Genomic DNA, 16,414 nt, shown 5'->3' with positions numbered 1-16,414 from the left:
ATGGGATGGAGGCGCGCCCTAGGCGTTCAGGCGGGGAACGATGCCGGCGACTGTGCGCAGCGTGCCCACCGGCTCGCCGCCGCCGAGTACGGGTGCGCTCCGGAGCTGCGTGAGCGCGTGCTGATCGACCCCGAGCGCCTCGAGGATGCTGGCGGTGATGGTCGATCGTGCGCGATCGCCGCCGTCTGAGACCTTGACGGCGATACCGACAGCGGAAGTCGCGAGTCCGCCCAGCTGTACGCCCTCTGCGCCGTCCTTGGCGATGAACCCCGGCACGGCGCGCATCATCGTCGTGACGTCGCGCTCTTCCCCGGCCACCATCTGCGGGAACGCGCGCATCGCGGCCGCGACCCGCGCCTCCGCCGTATGGTCGGGTGCGGTGGCGAGCCGGGCATAAGCGCGTGCCATCCCCCGGAGTGAGTGGGCGAGAAGCGGGGTGCCGCAGCCATCCACGGTGACTGCGACCGCGCGTTCGCCGGTGAGGTCCGCGACCGTTGCCTCGACGAGCCGTTGCAGTGGGTGGTCGGCTCGAAGGTAGTCGTCCGTCGACCACCCATTTATCAGGCAGGTGGCGATCATGGCCGCGTGCTTGCCCGAGCAGTTCTGTGCGAGCCGGGACGGTTCGCCGCCTCCGCGGACGAACACAAGGCGTTCCGCGACGCAATAGGGCAGGTCCTGCACGTTGCGCAGCGCGGCGGCATCCGTCCCGTGCATCTCGAGGATCTCCCGCGCGCCGGCGCGGTGAATCGGGGCGCCCGAGTGGCTGGCCGCGCTCAACGCGAGCAGGTGATCCGGCAGATCGAGGCCGGCACGGACCATCGCGACGGCCTGCAGCGGCTTCAACGCGGAGCGCGGGTACATCGGCGCTGCGCCGTCTCCACCCTCGGCGAGCACATGTCCCTCGGGGGAGACGACGGCGAACGAGCCGTAGTGCACCCCCTCGATGAGCGGGCCACGGGTGACCTCGACCAGCGGAATGTGGCGCACGGGGCGGGCCAGTGCAGGTGCGGTGGTCATCGTTATCGGCCCCGATCTCTCGTCTTAACGGCGCGCAGGCAGCTATGCCGGCTAAACCAGCATAGCTGCCTGACAGATTACGCCGAAGTCCGCTCTGCGCCACTCCCGGCGTCATCCGAAAGCCGCTTCTTCCACGCCCCTTCGTACGACACCGGTCGGAAGCCGATTGCCTCGTTGATGTCGAGCATCGGGCGATTCTCTTCGGCGTTGTAGGTGATGACGCGGGGTGTATCGGGGGCGATGTCGCGCCACGCGACGAGCCCCGCGCACTTCACGAGCATTCCGAGGCGGTGGCCCCGGTGGGACGCCGCCACGAGCGTGTCGTGCTGGTGGGTCGCGCCGGTGCGGTCGGAGCTGATCATGAGCTCGTTGAAGGCCGCGAGCTCGCCAGTCTCGACGTGCTGCGCCGCAGTCACGAGCAGTGTCTGCTCCGCTTCGACGTAACGCGCATCGTGGCGGGCCAGGCGCGCGGCATCCCACTCTTCCTCGTCCACCTCGAGGCCGGCGGCGGGGGCGTCGGTCGACATGCGCGATTTGAGCCAGGCGTACCCTTCGACGAACTCCGGCGGCGTCGGCGCGGTCCATCGCACGACGCGATACCCGGCGGCCGCCACCGTGGCTCTCGCCAGGTGCTCATCGACGACGGCGGCGGAGTCGGTCAGATCGAGCACGCTCTTCCGGTTGATCTGCTCGAGCGTGTAGCCGTGACGCAGCAGGAAGCGCGCGGCATGGTCGCGTGGAATGTCGCCGTACCCCGTCGGTGCGGCCAGCCTGTCGCCCGGCTGGTCGGGATGCTCGGCATACGTCTGCAGAACGTGGCGGCCATGGGCGCGGGCGGTCCGCTCGACGAGCGCGTGGGCCTGCGAACCGATGCCGAGTCCGTGGACCTCGCGCAGGAGTTCGATGAGCGAGTACGCGCTGTCGGATCCGGCTTCGTGGGGGATGTCGAGCCCCACGCGCCCGACGACTCTGCCGTCCCACACCGCAAGCCAGCTGAATCTCGTCTCGTCTGGGCTCGGGCGATAGTGGGGGAGCAGCTCGTCGGGGCGGGCGGTATCGTCATCGCCGCCGGTGATCTCGCGGTACACGAGATTGCGCACGCGCACCATCTCGCAGAAATCCGCGGCGTCCGGTGCGTCGATGCTCTCGGGGATGCGGAGGGGGCGCAGCTCGAGCCGCGCAGTGATGTCGTTCATAATTCTCTTTCGGCGGCGGGGGTCTCGTCACCGAGACCCCCGCGGATCAACGGTAGGGAGTGAGCAGGTACGCGCGTTCCCAGTGCCGCTCGCGCGCCTCGCGGGCGGCGAGCTGTTCGCGGCGGTACGCGACCTCGGGAGCAGAGCTGGCGCCGCGGTTCGCGCTCCACACGATGAGGCGCAGTGCGATGCGCAGCGCAAGGCGCTGGGCGAGGGTCGGACGGCCGAGAACCGTCTGCTCGGAAATGGCAGGCCGCGCAGGCGCGACCTCGGGACGTCGTTGTACGACGGTGTTCATGGTGTCCTCGTTCGAAGAGGGCGGACGTGCGATGGCGACGATGTGTGTCGCAGGTGCAGCCGTCGGCTGCGACCGACGCGAACGATCGCGCGGGCAGAGAGGCAGAACGGGGCGAGGGACTCGCAGACTCAGACGTTCAGCGGAGCACCCGTGACGGCGGCTCCACCGATCGCGCAGGAGAAACGGTCGCGGTGCTCGGAACGAACAGCAACAGCGTTAAACGCGGTGACAGAAATCAACATCGGGGAACCTCCTTTCGTCAGGGATGCGGGAAGTGACGCTAGCGGTCCTTGCGGTGCGGCGTCAAGTCCGCCCCGTCATCCTCCGGTAGCGTGTGGGCATCCGCCGAGCGCCGGGAGGGCCCGACATGCACCTGAAGAGCGTCACGCTCAAGGGCTTCAAGTCGTTCGCCCAACCGACCACTTTCGTGCTCGAGCCGGGGGTCACCTGCATCGTCGGGCCTAACGGCTCGGGCAAGTCGAACGTCGTCGACGCTCTCGCCTGGGTCATGGGCGAGCAGGGGGTCAAGACCCTCCGCGGCGGGAAGATGGAAGACGTCATCTTCGCCGGCACCGCGACGCGCGGCCCGCTCGGCCGCGCCGAGGTTCAGCTGACGATCGACAATCACGACGGCGTGCTTCCGATCGAGTACGCCGAGGTGACGATCAGTCGCACGCTGTTCCGCAACGGATCCAGCGAGTACGCGATCAATGGCGAGACGTGCCGGCTGCTCGACGTGCAGGAGCTGCTGAGCGACTCCGGCCTCGGCCGCGAGATGCACGTGATCGTCGGGCAGGGCCGATTGGACACCGTGCTGCAAGCGAGCGCCGAGGACCGACGCGGTTTCATCGAGGAGGCGGCGGGCATCCTCAAGCACCGCCGTCGCAAAGAGAAGACGGTCCGCAAGCTCGAGGCGATGGAGGCGAACCTCACGCGGCTGAGCGATCTGGCCGGCGAGCTGCGGAGGCAGCTGAAGCCCCTGGGCAAACAGGCGGAGATCGCACGCGAAGCAGCGACGATCGCCGCTGTCGTCCGAGATGCGAAGGCACGCCTGTTCGCCGACGACCTCGTCGCGCTTCGCGCTCAGCTCGCCGATCATGCCCGCGACGAACACGAGCGCCACTCCGAAAGGCTCGTGCTGCAGGACCGGCTCGACGGTGTGAAACGACGCATCGACGAGCTCGAGGCCGAGCAGCGGTCCGAGGCGGTCGACCGGGCACGAGCCACCGCGTTCGCGCTCGAGCAGGTGCAGGAACGGGTACGGGGATTGCACACGCTCGCAGCGCAGCGTCGCGCGCTCCTCGAAGACGACGGCCAGCTCTCGATCGAGGTCGCCACGGTGGGACAGGCGGCGATCGACGAGGCCCGCGAGGAGGTCGACGAGATCGCTTCGGGCGTCGGCGACGCGCAGGATGCCGCCGCCGCGGCATCCCGGGATGTGATCCGAGCGCGTGCCGAGTTGGATGCTCTCGACTCCGACATCGCCGCGCAGAGCGCCCTCGTCTCCGAGCACGACATGCGGCTGACCAAGCTCCGCGGCCGAGCAGACGCCGCCGCGTCGCGCTTGGAAGCCCTGCGCGCGACGGTCGAACGGCAGCAGCGGGGGCTGGACGCCGCACGCACGCGGCGCGCGGAGGCTGAGGCGGCCCTCGAGCAGGTCCAGTCCGAAGCGGCTCCCGAGGCGAGCTCCGCCGAGCACACGGCTGCGTACGAGCGCGCTCAGCGTGAGGCGACGGAGGCCGAGACGACGCTCGCGGGCATCCGGGAGCGGCTGCACGCGGCCGAGCGCGAGGTCGAGTCGCTGACGGCGCAGACGGCTGCGCTCGGGCGGGCGCTCGAGGTGCGCAACGCGGCCGCCGATCTGCTGTCGCGCGGCGACGATGGGCTGCGGTCACTCGTCGCCGACGCCCTGAAGGTGGAACCGGGATACGAAGCGCCTGTCGCGGCGGCGCTGGGGGCGCTGGCCGAGGGCGTGCTCGCCGCCGATGTGCCCGCAGCGCTGCGGGCGGCAGCCACCGCTGCCGAAGACAACCTCGGTGTCGTCGACATCGTCCTCGCGCATGCCGACCGGGGAGAGGCTGTCGACGCCGTGCCGGGTGCTGTGCGTGCGATCGATGTCGTCAGCGGGCCCGACGGCGTCGTCGGCCAGCTCGAGCACGTGCTCGTCGCTGATGACCTCGAGACAGCAGTCCGTATCCGCGATGCATGGTCGGCGAGCGAACGCGGACGCGCCGTCGTCGTGACCAAGCAGGGCGAGCTGGTCTCGTGGCGCACGGTCCGAGCCGGATCCGGCGAGGGCCGGTCACGTCTCGAACTCGCCGCGGAGCGAGACGCGGCGGCCGACCGGCTGAGCGAGATGACCGTCGTCGCCGATGCACTCCGGGAGTCGCTGACCGATGCGCAGGCAGCCTGGACCGAGGCTCGCGCCCGGACGAGGACAGCGCTCGAGACGCTGCGTGCCCACGATGCGGCGCTCGCGGCCGACGCGGAGAAGCTCAACCGAGCCACCGTGCGGTGCGAAGCGGCCATCGCAGAATGCGACCGGCTCGAGGCAGGCATCGCACCGGCCGTCTCGGCCGCGACCGAGGCCGAGACAGCGGCCCGCGATGCCGAGGAAGCGCTCGCAGCGGCGGCTGCGGCGCCGCGCCCGATCCTCGACGCATCGGCGCGTGACGGTGTCCTCGAAGCCCTCGAACAGGCTCGCGAACGCGAGATGCGCGCACGCCTCGACGTCGAGACCCTGCGAGAGCGCGTGCGAGCCGGCGAGGCCCGCGTGGTTCAGCTCGAACGCCAGCGCGAGCGAGAGCGCGCCGCCGCCGCCGAGGCCGCCCGACGCGCCGTCATCCGGCGGCAGCAGCGTGCGATCGCGGATGCCGTCGCCGCACAACTGCCGCCGCTGCTCGAATCGATCGACAGGTCCGTCGCCGCAGCCCGCGTGGAACTGGGGAGGGCCGAGCAGGCGCGGAGCGAGATCACGAGCGAGCTCGCCGAGTTGCGCCGCCAGGATCAGTCGGCGCGCAGCCGGCTCTCGGCCTTGACCGAGTCGGTGCACGGACTCGAGATGCAGATGCACGAGAAGAAGCTGCACGTGACGAGTCTGCTCGAACGCGTCGGGTCGGAACTGGGCTTCGACGAGGACATTCTCGTTTCGGAATACGGGCCGGACCAGCCCGCCCTCGATGATTCCGGCGAGCCGGTGCCATTCGACCGGGCGACTCAGCGCCGCCGTCTGACGGACGCGGAGCGGAAGCTCGGGCAGCTCGGCCGCGTGAATCCGCTGGCGCTGGAGGAGTACGCGGCGCTCGAGCAGCGACACGCGTTCCTCACCGAGCAGCTCGCCGATCTCACGCAGACGCGCGCGGATCTCCTGACGATCATCGGTGAGCTCGACGAGCGCATGCAGACGATCTTCCTGGCTGCATTCGAAGACACGAAGGTCGCGTTCGGTGAGGTGTTCCCGATCCTGTTCCCGGGCGGCACGGGCAGCATCTCGCTCACCGACCCCGACAATCCGCTGACGACCGGCATCGAGGTCTCGGTGCGACCGGTGGGAAAGAAGATCGAGCGGCTGTCGCTGCTCTCGGGAGGCGAGCGCTCGCTCGCGGCGGTGGCTCTGCTGACGGCGATCTTCAAGGCGCGCCCGAGCCCGTTCTACATCCTCGACGAGGTCGAGGCGGCGCTCGATGATGCGAACCTCGGGCGGCTGCTCGGCGTCTTCGAGCAGCTCCGAGAGTCGAGTCAGCTCATCGTGATCACGCATCAAAAGCGCACGATGGAGATCGCGGATGCCCTCTACGGCGTGTCCATGCGTCAGGACGGTGTGTCGGCGGTCGTGGGCCAGCGCGTACGTGAGCGTGCAGGCGCCGTAGGCTGAGGGGTATGGCCGAGAATCCCTGGTCGCTCTCGCGCGCGTTGCGCGGGCTCTTCGTCAAGCCGACCATCGACGAGAACACGTGGGACGACCTCGAGACGGCGCTCCTGACCGCCGACTTCGGGCCCGACATCACCGAGCGCCTGGTGGACGACCTGCGCGGCAAGGTCGAGCGCTACCGCACGACCGACCCTCGCGACCTCCAGCGGATGCTGAAGGAGACGCTCGAGGAGCGGTTCGCCGCCTTCGACTCGACTCTGCGCTTGACCGAACGTCCCGCGGTGGTCCTGGTCGTCGGGGTCAACGGCGTGGGCAAGACCACGACGATCGGCAAGTTCGCCAAGTTCCTGCAGCGCTACGGCCGCTCGGTCGTCGTCGGCGCTGCCGACACCTTCCGCGCCGCTGCCGTCGATCAGCTCGCGACGTGGGCCGAGCGCGGCGGTGCTCAGATCGTCCGCCCGCAACAGGAAGGGCAGGATCCGGCTTCGGTCGCTTTCCAGACGATCGACTACGCCAAGCAGACGGGCACCGAGATCGTGCTCGTCGACACGGCCGGCCGCCTTCACACCAAGGGCGGGCTCATGGACGAACTCACCAAGATCCGCCGCGTCATCGAGAAGCAGGCACCCATCAGCGAGGTGCTGCTGGTTCTCGACGCGACGACCGGTCAGAACGGCGTCATGCAGGCCGAGGCGTTCCTCGAGCACGCGGGAGTGACCGGCCTGGTGCTCACGAAACTCGACGGCTCCGCCCGCGGCGGATTCGTCCTCGCGGTGCAGGAGCGCACCGGCATCCCCGTCAAGCTGCTCGGTCAAGGAGAGGGCATCAACGACCTCACCGGCTTCACCCCGCACGTCTTCGCGTCGGCGCTCGTCGATTGACTCCCGCGCCGCGCCGCATCAGGACTTCCCCCGCACCCTCACGGCTGGTTTCATAAACACATGGCGATCGAGCACGACTACTTCGGACTCCTCGAGTCGGGGCCGGACGGATCGATCTTCTGGTCGGATCACGTCGAGATCGGTGACCAGACGGTCACCGTCGACCTGACGGCTCCGGATCAGGATGACGTGTCCGCCGCCGCCCTCGATGTCGCTGCCGCGATGATCTCGGCGATCGAATCGATCGACCTGTCTGCCCGCAATGCCATGGTCTCCGAGCTCAACGATCGCACGAGCGAGGTGATCGAGTTCATCCTCCAGCAGCAGGAGGAGCTCGGCGAAGACATCGAGTCGTACCTGGTCGACATCTCAGGCGACGTTCATATGGACGTCATCCGATCGCTTCAGCTGATCAGCATGACGATCCTGGCCGACGAGCATGGGGGATCCGACCCGTTCGCCGTGCTCGAATATGCCCTCGACCCCGACTCGACCGAAGAGGTCCTTCTGGTCAATCTCACCAGCGACGGCAGCATCCAGTCGGTCACCAGCGCGGACTGACGTGCAGACCTTCCTGCCGTACCCCTCGTTTTCAGAATCGGCGGCAGTACTCGACATGGCGAGGCTCGGCAAGCAGCGGGTCGAGACGTTGCAACTCCTGCGCGCCAATACTGTGGCGGGCTATGGCTGGCGGAACCACCCGGCCGCAAAGATGTGGCGAGGGTATCTGCCGGCGCTGACGGCGTACGGCCTTGCGATGACCGACGCGTGGATCGCGGCCGGTCGCGCCGACACGGTCCGGCCGCAACTGCGGGAGTTCGCGCCCGATGTCGACGGAATCTCTGAGAGTGATCTCGAGATGCCACCGTGGCTCGGCGACGAGGCGTTCCATCTGTCTCACCGCTCGAACCTCTTGCGCAAGGATGCCGCCTACTACCGGCCGCGCTTCGGTGACGTCCCCGACGACCTTCCCTATGTCTGGCCGCCGGACCCGACCGCGACCTGAGCGGGGCGTGGCCAGGCCCCCCGGGTCGTCAGACGGCCTGCGCGAATCCTGACTGCGCCGAGTCGGCGAGATGTGCCAGGTGCGGCGGGATGTCGCGGCCCTTCGCGACCATCGACTGCGCCCACAAGCGTCCGGCGCGGTAAGAGGATCTCACGAGCGGGCCGGCAAGCACCCCCAGGAAGCCGATGCGCTCGGCCTCCTCTCGGAAACCGACGAACTCCTCGGGCTTCACCCACCGGTCCACGGGCAGGTGGCGCGGTGTGGGGCGGAGGTACTGCGTGATCGTGATGATGTCGGTCCCGGCGTCGTGGAGATCCTGCAGAGCCTGGACGACCTCGTCGGGTGTCTCGCCCATGCCGAGGATGAGGTTCGACTTCGTGATGAGCCCGGCGTCACGGGCACGTGTGATCACTCCGAGCGAGCGCTCGTAGCGGAACGCTGGTCGGATCCGCTTGAAGATACGGGGGACCGTCTCGACGTTGTGGGCGAAGACCTCTGGCCGCGACGCGAACACCTCGTCGAGCTGTGCGGCATCCCCGTTGAAGTCCGTCGCGAGGATCTCGACGCCCGTACCCGGGTTGTCGGCGTGGATACGACGGACCGTCTCTGCGTGCAGCCACGCCCCGCCGTCGGCGAGGTCATCGCGTGCCACGCCCGTCACCGTCGCGTAGCGCAGTTGCATCCGGTGGACGCTCTCGGCGACGCGACGCGGCTCGTCGGTGTCGTACTCGGCGGGCTTCCCCGTGTCGATCTGACAGAAGTCGCAGCGCCGTGTGCACTGCGACCCGCCGATGAGGAAGGTCGCTTCTCGGTCTTCCCAGCATTCGTAGATGTTCGGGCATCCTGCTTCCTGGCAGACCGTGTGCAGGCCCTCATCCCGGACCAGGTCGTGAAGCGCGCGGTACTCCTCGCCCATCCGGGCCTTCGTCTTGATCCACTCGGGCTTGCGCTCGATCGGGGTCTGGGCATTGCGCACCTCGAGGCGCAGGAGCTTGCGTCCCTCCGGCCCGCCCGCTGCCGGGGCGCCGGCGGGCACGGCGCAGCCGCCGCTCACGCTGCGACCGCCGTGTCGAACTCGGCGCGGAAGTGGCGGGTGACGGTGTCGAGCGCCGATGCGGGCGAGATGTCATCGCCCAACACCGTCGACAGCGTGGCCACCCCGGCATCGGTGATGCCGCAGGGGATGATCTGGTCGAAGGGCGCGAGGTCGTTGTCGCAATTGAGGGCGAAGCCGTGCATCGTCACGCCGCGCTGGACGCGGACGCCGATCGCCGCGATCTTCGCGTCGTGGCCGCCGTCACGTACCCACACCCCGCTACGACCCGTCACCTGACGGGCCGAGATGCCGAGCTCGGCGACAGCGTCGATGAGGACACGTTCGAGTCTCCGCACGTGCGAGACGACGTCGACCGGCTCGGGGAGGCGGAGGATCGGATAGCCCACCAGCTGCCCGGGCCCGTGCCAGGTGATCTTGCCGCCGCGGTCGACATCGACCACGGCGGTCCCGTCGGTCGGTCGTTCGCCGGGGGAGGTGCGTGCTCCCGCGGTGAACACCGCCTCGTGCTCCAGCAGAAGGAGTGTGTCCGGACCGCCGGCGACCACAGCGTCGTGAACACGACGCTGCAGCTCCCAGCCTTGTGCATATGGGACGACGGCGGGGGCGAGCCCCACGACGCGGATGTCGAGCACGGATCCTCCTCGAGATACTGGACTGCGTCCAAGAATACGACACGCCTAGGCTGTCATGGTGACGTCCCGATCCCGCGCCGGCCGGCCCCGCGTGTCGTCCCGCGAGACGCTGGCCGAGGCTGCGTGCGAGTTGTTCCTCGAGCAGGGCTACGACGCGACGACCGTCGCTGACATCACACGGCGCGCCGGCGTCAGTCGATCGAGCTTCTTCAATTACTTCTCGTCGAAGTCCGCCGTCCTGTGGTCGGGGCTCGACGAGCGGCTCGACGCACTCGAGCGCGCTCTGCGCTCCGCCTCCGACGTCGAGGACGTCGCGGCGGCCGTGGCCGACCTCGCCCAGGGCTTCGCTCCCGATGCGCTGGCGCTGGCGATCGTCAACGATGCAGCGATGGGGTTGTCGGACGAGCTCGCACGCGACGCGGCTCTGCGCTCCGCTCGGGTCGCTGCCGCCGTGGCGGAGACGCTCCATCGCGCGGGGACGGGCCGGCTCGAATCCGACATCCTCGGTGGCGCGTGGGGCGGTGCGGTGCTGGGTGCCGTCCGGTCGTGGGCGCGTGGGGGAGCGGGCCGTAGCGACCTGGCGCAGGAGATGGCCCGGGCGATCGCTGTCGTCCGCCGGCGCTGAGCGGCCGAAGCCGCGGTCGGTGCCCGCGGGCGGCCACCCGCTCGCATAGAATCGAGGGATCATGGCAACTTTCGGCACGCTCTCCGACCGTCTCACCGAGACCTTCCGGAACCTCCGCACCAAAGGAAAGCTCTCGGCGGCTGACGTCGACCAGACCGTCCGTGAGATCCGCCGTGCGCTGCTCGACGCCGACGTCGCCCTCGTGGTCGTCAAGGAGTTCACCGCCAAGGTGCGCGAGCGCGCGCTCGGCGACGAGGTCAACCGCGCGCTGAACCCGGCGCAGCAGGTCGTCCAGATCGTCAACGAGGAGCTCGTGGGCATCCTCGGCGGCGAACAGCGGCGGCTGCAGTTCGCGAAGAACCCGCCGACCGTCATCATGCTCGCGGGTCTGCAGGGTTCGGGTAAGACCACGTTCGCAGGCAAGCTCGCCAAGCAGCTCGAGAAAGACGGCCACACGCCGCTCCTCGTCGCGTGCGACCTCCAGCGCCCGAACGCCGTGAACCAGCTCCAGGTCGTCGCCGAGCGCGCCGGGGCGGCCATCTACGCGCCCGAGCCGGGCAACGGGGTCGGCGACCCCGTGCGGGTTGCGCGCGACGGCGTCGATCACGCCCGCCGTCACCAGCACGACGTGGTCATCATCGACACGGCGGGACGACTCGGCGTCGACGCCGAGCTGATGAAGCAGGCGGCCTCGATCCGGAAGGCGACCGATCCCGACGAGGTGCTGTTCGTCATCGACGCGATGATCGGTCAGGACGCGGTCAACACCGCGAAGGCGTTCCAGGAGGGTGTCGACTTCACCGGCGTCGTCCTCTCGAAGCTCGACGGAGACGCCCGCGGTGGCGCCGCGCTGTCGGTCGCCTCGGTCACGCAGCGGCCTATCATCTTCGCGTCCACGGGTGAGGGCCTCGACGACCTCGAACCCTTCCACCCCGACCGGATGGCCAGCCGCATCCTCGACCTGGGTGACATCCTCACCCTGATCGAACAGGCTCAGCAGGCGTTCGATGAGCAGGAGGCCCTCGCGGTCGCCGAGAAGCTCGCCAAGGAGCAGTTCACGCTCGAGGACTTCCTCGACCAGCTTCAGCAGATGAAGAAGATGGGCTCGATGAAGAAGATGCTCGGCATGCTGCCGGGCATGGGGCAGATGAAACAGCAGCTCGAGCAGTTCGACGAGCGCGAGATCGACCGCACCGAGGCGATCATCCGGTCGATGACGCCGTCTGAGCGACGCAACCCCAAGGTGCTCAACGGCTCGCGCCGCCTGCGCATCGCCCGCGGCTCGGGCATGACGGTGACCGACGTCAACCAGCTCGTGCAGCGCTTCGAGCAGGCCGCGAAGATGATGAAGACGGTGGCCCGAGGCGGCGTGCCCAACATCCCTGGTATGGGACCCATGGGTGGGAAGCCCGGCGCGTCGAGCAAGCGCGGCAAGCAGGCCAAGAGCAAAAGCGGTTCGCGTTCGGGAAACCCGGCCAAGCGCGCCGCCGAGAATGCGGGCCTCGCGACTGCCACAGCGCCGACCGGCTCGGGCTTCGGCCTCGGAACCGGCGGTCAGGCTCAGCCGAGCGAGGCCGACCTCGCCGAAATCCAGAAGCTTTTCGGCAAGGGCTGAGTCAGCGGGGCCGGCTCAGCGGCCCTGACTCAGCGGCCGACGTCCGGCTGCGCCAGGTGCTGGCGCAGCGTCGGGCCGTCGCGGAACTCGCGGATGAGGTGCTGCACGACCTCGCGGAGGTCGCCGTCGGCCGCATCCGCGACGCGCGTCTGCCGGAGATAGCTGGCCCCTTGATCGAGGATCGTGTTCAGCCCTCGGAACTCGCGGGCGCAGTGCAGCTCCTCGGCGATCGGCTCGAGCTCCGCCATCGTGTCGCGGAGGTGGTCTGCGACGTGCCGCTGAGTGCCGTCCGCATCGACGATGAGACGTGCGTCGAGTCCGTACCGCGCTGCGCGCCACTTGTTCTCCCGGACGAACCACGGCGGGATCGTGGGAAGTTCACGCCCCTCGTCGAGCTGGCGGGAGAGGTGCTCGGTGAGCACCTGAACGAGGGATGCCACGGCGGCGAGCTCGGGAAGGGTCGACATCCCGTCGCACGCCCGGATCTCGAGCGTTCCCCACTTCGGCGCCGGGCGGATGTCCCAGCGCACCTCGGATGCGTCCTCCATGACACCCGTGCGCACCATGCCGTCGAGGTAGTCCTCGAAGTCGCTCCACTTCGTGAAGCTCCAGGGCAGGCCGGCGGTGGGCAGCTGCTGGAAGACGAGGGCGCGGTTGGATGCATAGCCGGTGCGGTCGCCCGCCCAGAACGGGCTCGACGCCGAGAGCGCCTGGAGATGGGGGAGGTAGACCGAGAGGGCGTTGATCAGCGGGAACACCTTGTTGACGTCCTCGACGCCGACGTGGATGTGGATTCCCCAGATCATCATGTTGCGGCCCCACCACTGCGTCCGCTCGATGAGCTTGTGGTAGCGGGTCTTGTCCGTGATCTCCTGCTCGTACCACCGTGCGAAGGGGTGGCTGCCGGCGCACAGCATCTCGAGACCGCGCGGTGCGGCGAACTCTCGCACCCGCTGGATGGCGTCGTCGATGTCATCGACCGCGGCTGCGACGGTGTCGCCGACTCCGCTGGTGACCTCGATGGTGTTCGTCAGCAGCTCGCCGGTGATGGTGTAGCGCTCGAGCGCCGAGGATTCCTCCACTTCGGCGAGCACTTCGGGCGCTCGGGGCGCGAGATCTCCGGTGTCGCGGTCGGCGAGCATCAACTCCCACTCGATGCCCACGGAGGAGCGGGCAGACGTGGCGAAGGGGACCGTCATGCGCTCAGTCTGACACGCGCTACGGCGCGGTTCGCGACGACCGTCATCATCTGGCAAAATAGACGGTTGGACCGCTCGCTCGACCCTCTATCCGGCGAGAAGGTCCACCCTCAGAGCTCCCGCCGGGTGTGCACCCCACGCTCCAGGCGACGTTCACTTCACATCACACCACTCAGGAGAATTGTGGCTGTCAAGATTCGTCTCAAGCGCCTCGGCAAGATCCGCGCACCCTACTACCGCATCGTCGTCGCCGACTCGCGCACCAAGCGCGACGGCCGGGTGATCGAGGAGATCGGTCAGTACCACCCGACCGAAGAGCCCTCGGTCATCAAGGTCGACTCCGAGCGTGCCCAGTACTGGCTCTCGGTCGGCGCGCAGCCGACGGAGCAGGTCACCGCGCTGCTCAAGCTCACGGGCGACTGGGGCAAGTTCAAGGGCGACAAGAACGCCGTCTCGACCGTTCGCACGGCCGAGGCCAAGGGCGACTTCGTCGCCGACGCGTCGAAGAAGTCGGTCATCAAGCCGCAGGCCGCGAAGAAGGCTGAGGAGCCCGCCGCCGAGGCTCCCGCCGACGAGGCCGCCGCCGACGCGACCGACGCGGAGTAATCCGTTGCTGTCCGCCGCGCTCGAGCACGTCGTCAAGGGGATCGTCGATCACCCCGACGACGTCGTCATCCGTTCCTCCTCGTCGCCCCGCGGCGAAGTACTCGAGGTGCGCGTGCACCCCGACGACCGGGGACGGGTGATCGGGCGCGGCGGGCGCACCGCCAAGGCGCTGCGAGCATTGATTTCCGCGCTGGCCGACGGCACGCGCGTCCGTGTCGACGTCGCGGACGACTGAGATGGCCGCCGAACCCGCTCGCACTCAGCTGCGCGTCGGGCGCCTCGTCAAGGCGCACGGGCTCAAGGGCGCGCTCAAGCTCGAGCTCTACACCGACGATCCCGACGGTCGCTTCGTGACGGGCGCAACGTTCACGTTGCAAGTCCCCGAAGCATCGCCGTGGCACGGCAAGACCGTGACCGTCCGCGAGTTCCGGTGGATGAACTCGCACCCCGTCCTCTTCCTCGAGGACGTCAACGACCGCGACGCCGCCGAGAGCCTCGTGAAGGCCATCCTGTGGGTCGACCAGGACGGCGACGCCACTGCTGAGGACGACGCGTGGTTCGACCACCAGCTCGTCGGCCTCGACGTCGTCCGCGACGGGCAGAAGGTCGGACGCATCGCACGCGTCGACCACTTCCCCGCGCAGGACCTTCTGATCGTCCAGCGCGACGGTGATGACACCGAGGTCCTCGTCCCGTTCGTCAAGGCGATCGTGCCCGAAGTGGATGTCGCGGCGGGCCGCGTGATCGTGACGCCACCGGCCGGGCTCTTCGAAGAGCTGCCTGTCGAGGAATCGGATGACGCGGCCGTAGCCGCTTCCGGCTCCGAGGGCGACGACGACCGCGCCGAGGACTGACGTGCGCGTCGACGTCGTCACGATCTTCCCCGCGTTCTTCGACGTCCTCGAGGTTTCGCTCCTCGGCAAGGCCCGCGGCGCGGGTCTCCTCGACGTCCGCGTTCACGACCTGCGCGACTACGCCACCGATCGTCATCGGACCGTCGACGACACCCCCTACGGCGGCGGCGCCGGCATGGTGATGAAGCCCGAGCCCTGGGGGCTCGCGCTCGATGCGATCGTGGCGGATGCGGCCGACCGGCCGACGTTCATCTTCCCCTCGCCCGCCGGGGAGCGGTTCTCGCAGGCGTCGGCGCGTGAGCTCAGCGGAGCCTCGCACCTGGTGTTCGGCTGCGGACGCTACGAGGGCATCGACGAGCGCGTGTTCACCTACGCGGCGACCCTCGGCGATGTCCGCCTCATGAGCCTCGGCGACTACGTCCTCAACGGGGGAGAGGTCGCCTCGATGGCGATGATCGAAGCGATCGGTCGCCTCATCCCCGGTGTCGTCGGCAACCCCGAGAGCCTCGTCGAGGAGTCTCACGAGGACGGGCTTCTCGAGTACCCCTCGTACACCAAGCCGGCATCGTGGCGTGGCCACGATGTCCCGGACGTCCTGCTCAGCGGACATCATGGCCGCGTCGCGGAGTGGCGGCACGCCCAGCGGGTCGAGCGGACGCGCGAGCGCCGTCCCGACCTGCTCCCCGGCGGCCTCGGGGACTGAGCGCTCGTCGGGATCGGACGAGCCCGCCGCGGCCCCTCAGTCGACGCCGAGGAAAGAGCGGTCGGTGAGGATCACGGGACCCTCGGCCGTGATCGCGACGGTGTGCTCCGAATGTGCCCCACGCGATCCGTCGGCGCTTCGCAACGTCCATCCGTCCGCGTCGGTGATGAGCTTGTCCGTGGTCTGCAGGAACCACGGCTCGAGCGCCACGACGAGGCCGGCGCGAAGCGGATAGCCCCGGCCGGGCTTGCCGTCGTTGGGGACATGGGGATCGCCGTGCATCTCGCGGCCGACGCCGTGTCCGCCGAAGTCGGTGTTGATCGACAGTCCGTCGGCCCGGGCGACCGTCGCGACGGCGTGCGAGATGTCGCCGATCTTGTTGCCCACGACGGCGGCGCTGATCGCCGCGTCAAGCGCGCGCTCGGTCGTGTCGATGAGCGCGAGGTCTTCGTCACGAGCGGTGCCGACCACGAACGACACCGCCGAGTCGGCGACCCAGCCGTCGACGGAGACGGCGAAGTCGAGCGTGACGAGGTCGCCGTCGCGCAGCGCATAGTCGTGGGGGAGGCCGTGGAGGACCGCATCGTTGATCGAGGTGCAGATGACCTTGCCGAACGGACTCGCCCCGAAGGACGGGTGGTAGTCGATGTAGCACGACTCAGCGCCGGCACGTCGGATGAGCTCGTGCGCGCGCCGGTCGATCGCCAGGAGGTTCGTCCCGACCTTCGTCTCGTCGCGAAGGGTCGCCAGCGTCTCGGCGACGAAGCGTCCAGCCGGACGCATCGCTTCGATCTCGGCAGGTGTGCGCAGCTCGATCATCGTGATCCTCTCTTCAGGTTCTATCCTGCCGGACC

17 protein-coding genes are annotated in these 16,414 nt (G+C 68.9%); 10 read left to right on the top strand and 7 right to left on the bottom strand.

Translation table 11 applies throughout. From position 1 onward, the window contains the following. Positions 1-18 precede the first annotated feature (18 nt). From ACU6RU_RS06400 to ACU6RU_RS06390, 3 genes are all read right to left on the bottom strand, one after another. Complete coding sequence (locus ACU6RU_RS06400; RefSeq protein WP_446726147.1) at positions 19-1,017, bottom strand: asparaginase; 999 nt, start codon at positions 1,015-1,017, stop codon at positions 19-21. A gap of 77 nt (positions 1,018-1,094) precedes the next feature. Next, positions 1,095-2,213, bottom strand: a complete 1,119-nt coding sequence (locus tag ACU6RU_RS06395) for an N-acetyltransferase family protein (RefSeq protein ID WP_446726146.1) — start codon at positions 2,211-2,213, stop codon at positions 1,095-1,097. 46 nt (positions 2,214-2,259) lie between these two features. Beyond that, complete coding sequence (locus ACU6RU_RS06390; RefSeq protein WP_289331385.1) at positions 2,260-2,511, bottom strand: hypothetical protein; 252 nt, start codon at positions 2,509-2,511, stop codon at positions 2,260-2,262. Positions 2,512-2,878: 367 nt separating this feature from the next. Here ACU6RU_RS06390 and smc point away from each other — a divergent pair, with 367 nt between their 5' ends. From smc to ACU6RU_RS06370, 4 genes are read left to right on the top strand one after another with little or no spacing between them, the layout of a single operon-like run. Further along, positions 2,879-6,385 carry a chromosome segregation protein SMC gene (gene smc, locus ACU6RU_RS06385; RefSeq protein ID WP_446726145.1) on the top strand — a complete coding sequence of 1,169 codons (3,507 nt, stop codon included), beginning with the start codon at positions 2,879-2,881 and terminating at the stop codon, positions 6,383-6,385. A gap of 5 nt (positions 6,386-6,390) precedes the next feature. Beyond that, entirely contained in the window at positions 6,391-7,263 is an 873-nt protein-coding gene (ftsY, locus tag ACU6RU_RS06380) for a signal recognition particle-docking protein FtsY (protein WP_120262715.1), read from the top strand. 60 nt (positions 7,264-7,323) lie between these two features. Beyond that, a complete protein-coding gene (locus tag ACU6RU_RS06375) occupies positions 7,324-7,824 on the top strand; it encodes a DUF2004 domain-containing protein (protein ID WP_120262714.1) in 501 nt (166 codons plus the stop codon). A 1-nt stretch (position 7,825) separates the two neighbouring features. After that, entirely contained in the window at positions 7,826-8,269 is a 444-nt protein-coding gene (locus ACU6RU_RS06370) for an MSMEG_6728 family protein (protein ID WP_120262713.1), read from the top strand. A 28-nt stretch (positions 8,270-8,297) separates the two neighbouring features. Here ACU6RU_RS06370 and lipA read toward each other — a convergent pair whose 3' ends face one another. Both lipA and lipB read right to left on the bottom strand, forming a co-directional pair. After that, positions 8,298-9,305, bottom strand: a complete 1,008-nt coding sequence (lipA, locus tag ACU6RU_RS06365) for a lipoyl synthase (protein WP_446726144.1) — start codon at positions 9,303-9,305, stop codon at positions 8,298-8,300. Positions 9,306-9,319: 14 nt separating this feature from the next. Further along, a complete protein-coding gene (lipB, locus tag ACU6RU_RS06360; RefSeq protein ID WP_120262712.1) occupies positions 9,320-9,958 on the bottom strand; it encodes a lipoyl(octanoyl) transferase LipB in 639 nt (212 codons plus the stop codon). A gap of 58 nt (positions 9,959-10,016) precedes the next feature. On the opposite strand from lipB, the gene ACU6RU_RS06355 reads away from it, so the two are divergent. Both ACU6RU_RS06355 and ffh read left to right on the top strand, forming a co-directional pair. Further along, the gene (locus tag ACU6RU_RS06355; protein WP_446726143.1) at positions 10,017-10,583 is read left to right on the top strand and encodes a TetR/AcrR family transcriptional regulator; all 567 of its coding nucleotides are present in this window, start codon (positions 10,017-10,019) and stop codon (positions 10,581-10,583) included. A gap of 61 nt (positions 10,584-10,644) precedes the next feature. Then, complete coding sequence (gene ffh / locus ACU6RU_RS06350; protein ID WP_289331389.1) at positions 10,645-12,198, top strand: signal recognition particle protein; 1,554 nt, start codon at positions 10,645-10,647, stop codon at positions 12,196-12,198. A 29-nt stretch (positions 12,199-12,227) separates the two neighbouring features. On the opposite strand, the gene ACU6RU_RS06345 is transcribed toward ffh, so the two are convergent. Further along, complete coding sequence (locus ACU6RU_RS06345; RefSeq protein WP_289331390.1) at positions 12,228-13,397, bottom strand: glutamate--cysteine ligase; 1,170 nt, start codon at positions 13,395-13,397, stop codon at positions 12,228-12,230. 183 nt (positions 13,398-13,580) lie between these two features. Between ACU6RU_RS06345 and rpsP the strand changes: the two genes are divergently transcribed. From rpsP to trmD, 4 genes are read left to right on the top strand one after another with little or no spacing between them, the layout of a single operon-like run. Next, positions 13,581-14,003 carry a 30S ribosomal protein S16 gene (gene rpsP, locus ACU6RU_RS06340; protein WP_120262708.1) on the top strand — a complete coding sequence of 141 codons (423 nt, stop codon included), beginning with the start codon at positions 13,581-13,583 and terminating at the stop codon, positions 14,001-14,003. 4 nt (positions 14,004-14,007) lie between these two features. Next, positions 14,008-14,238, top strand: a complete 231-nt coding sequence (locus ACU6RU_RS06335; RefSeq protein ID WP_023950977.1) for an RNA-binding protein — start codon at positions 14,008-14,010, stop codon at positions 14,236-14,238. Position 14,239: 1 nt separating this feature from the next. Beyond that, positions 14,240-14,857, top strand: coding sequence for a ribosome maturation factor RimM (gene rimM, locus ACU6RU_RS06330; protein ID WP_446726142.1), 618 nt, complete (start codon positions 14,240-14,242; stop codon positions 14,855-14,857). Between the two features lies 1 nt (position 14,858). Next, positions 14,859-15,560 (top strand): tRNA (guanosine(37)-N1)-methyltransferase TrmD, encoded by a 702-nt coding sequence (trmD, locus tag ACU6RU_RS06325; RefSeq protein WP_120262706.1) that lies wholly within the window; start codon positions 14,859-14,861, stop codon positions 15,558-15,560. Positions 15,561-15,596: 36 nt separating this feature from the next. Here trmD and map read toward each other — a convergent pair whose 3' ends face one another. Then, positions 15,597-16,379, bottom strand: a complete 783-nt coding sequence (gene map, locus ACU6RU_RS06320; RefSeq protein ID WP_289331392.1) for a type I methionyl aminopeptidase — start codon at positions 16,377-16,379, stop codon at positions 15,597-15,599. Between the last annotated feature and the right edge of the window lie 35 nt (positions 16,380-16,414).

Source organism: Microbacterium sp. F1-18, from assembly GCF_052921305.1.
This window is presented reverse-complemented; position numbering and strand designations above follow the sequence as displayed.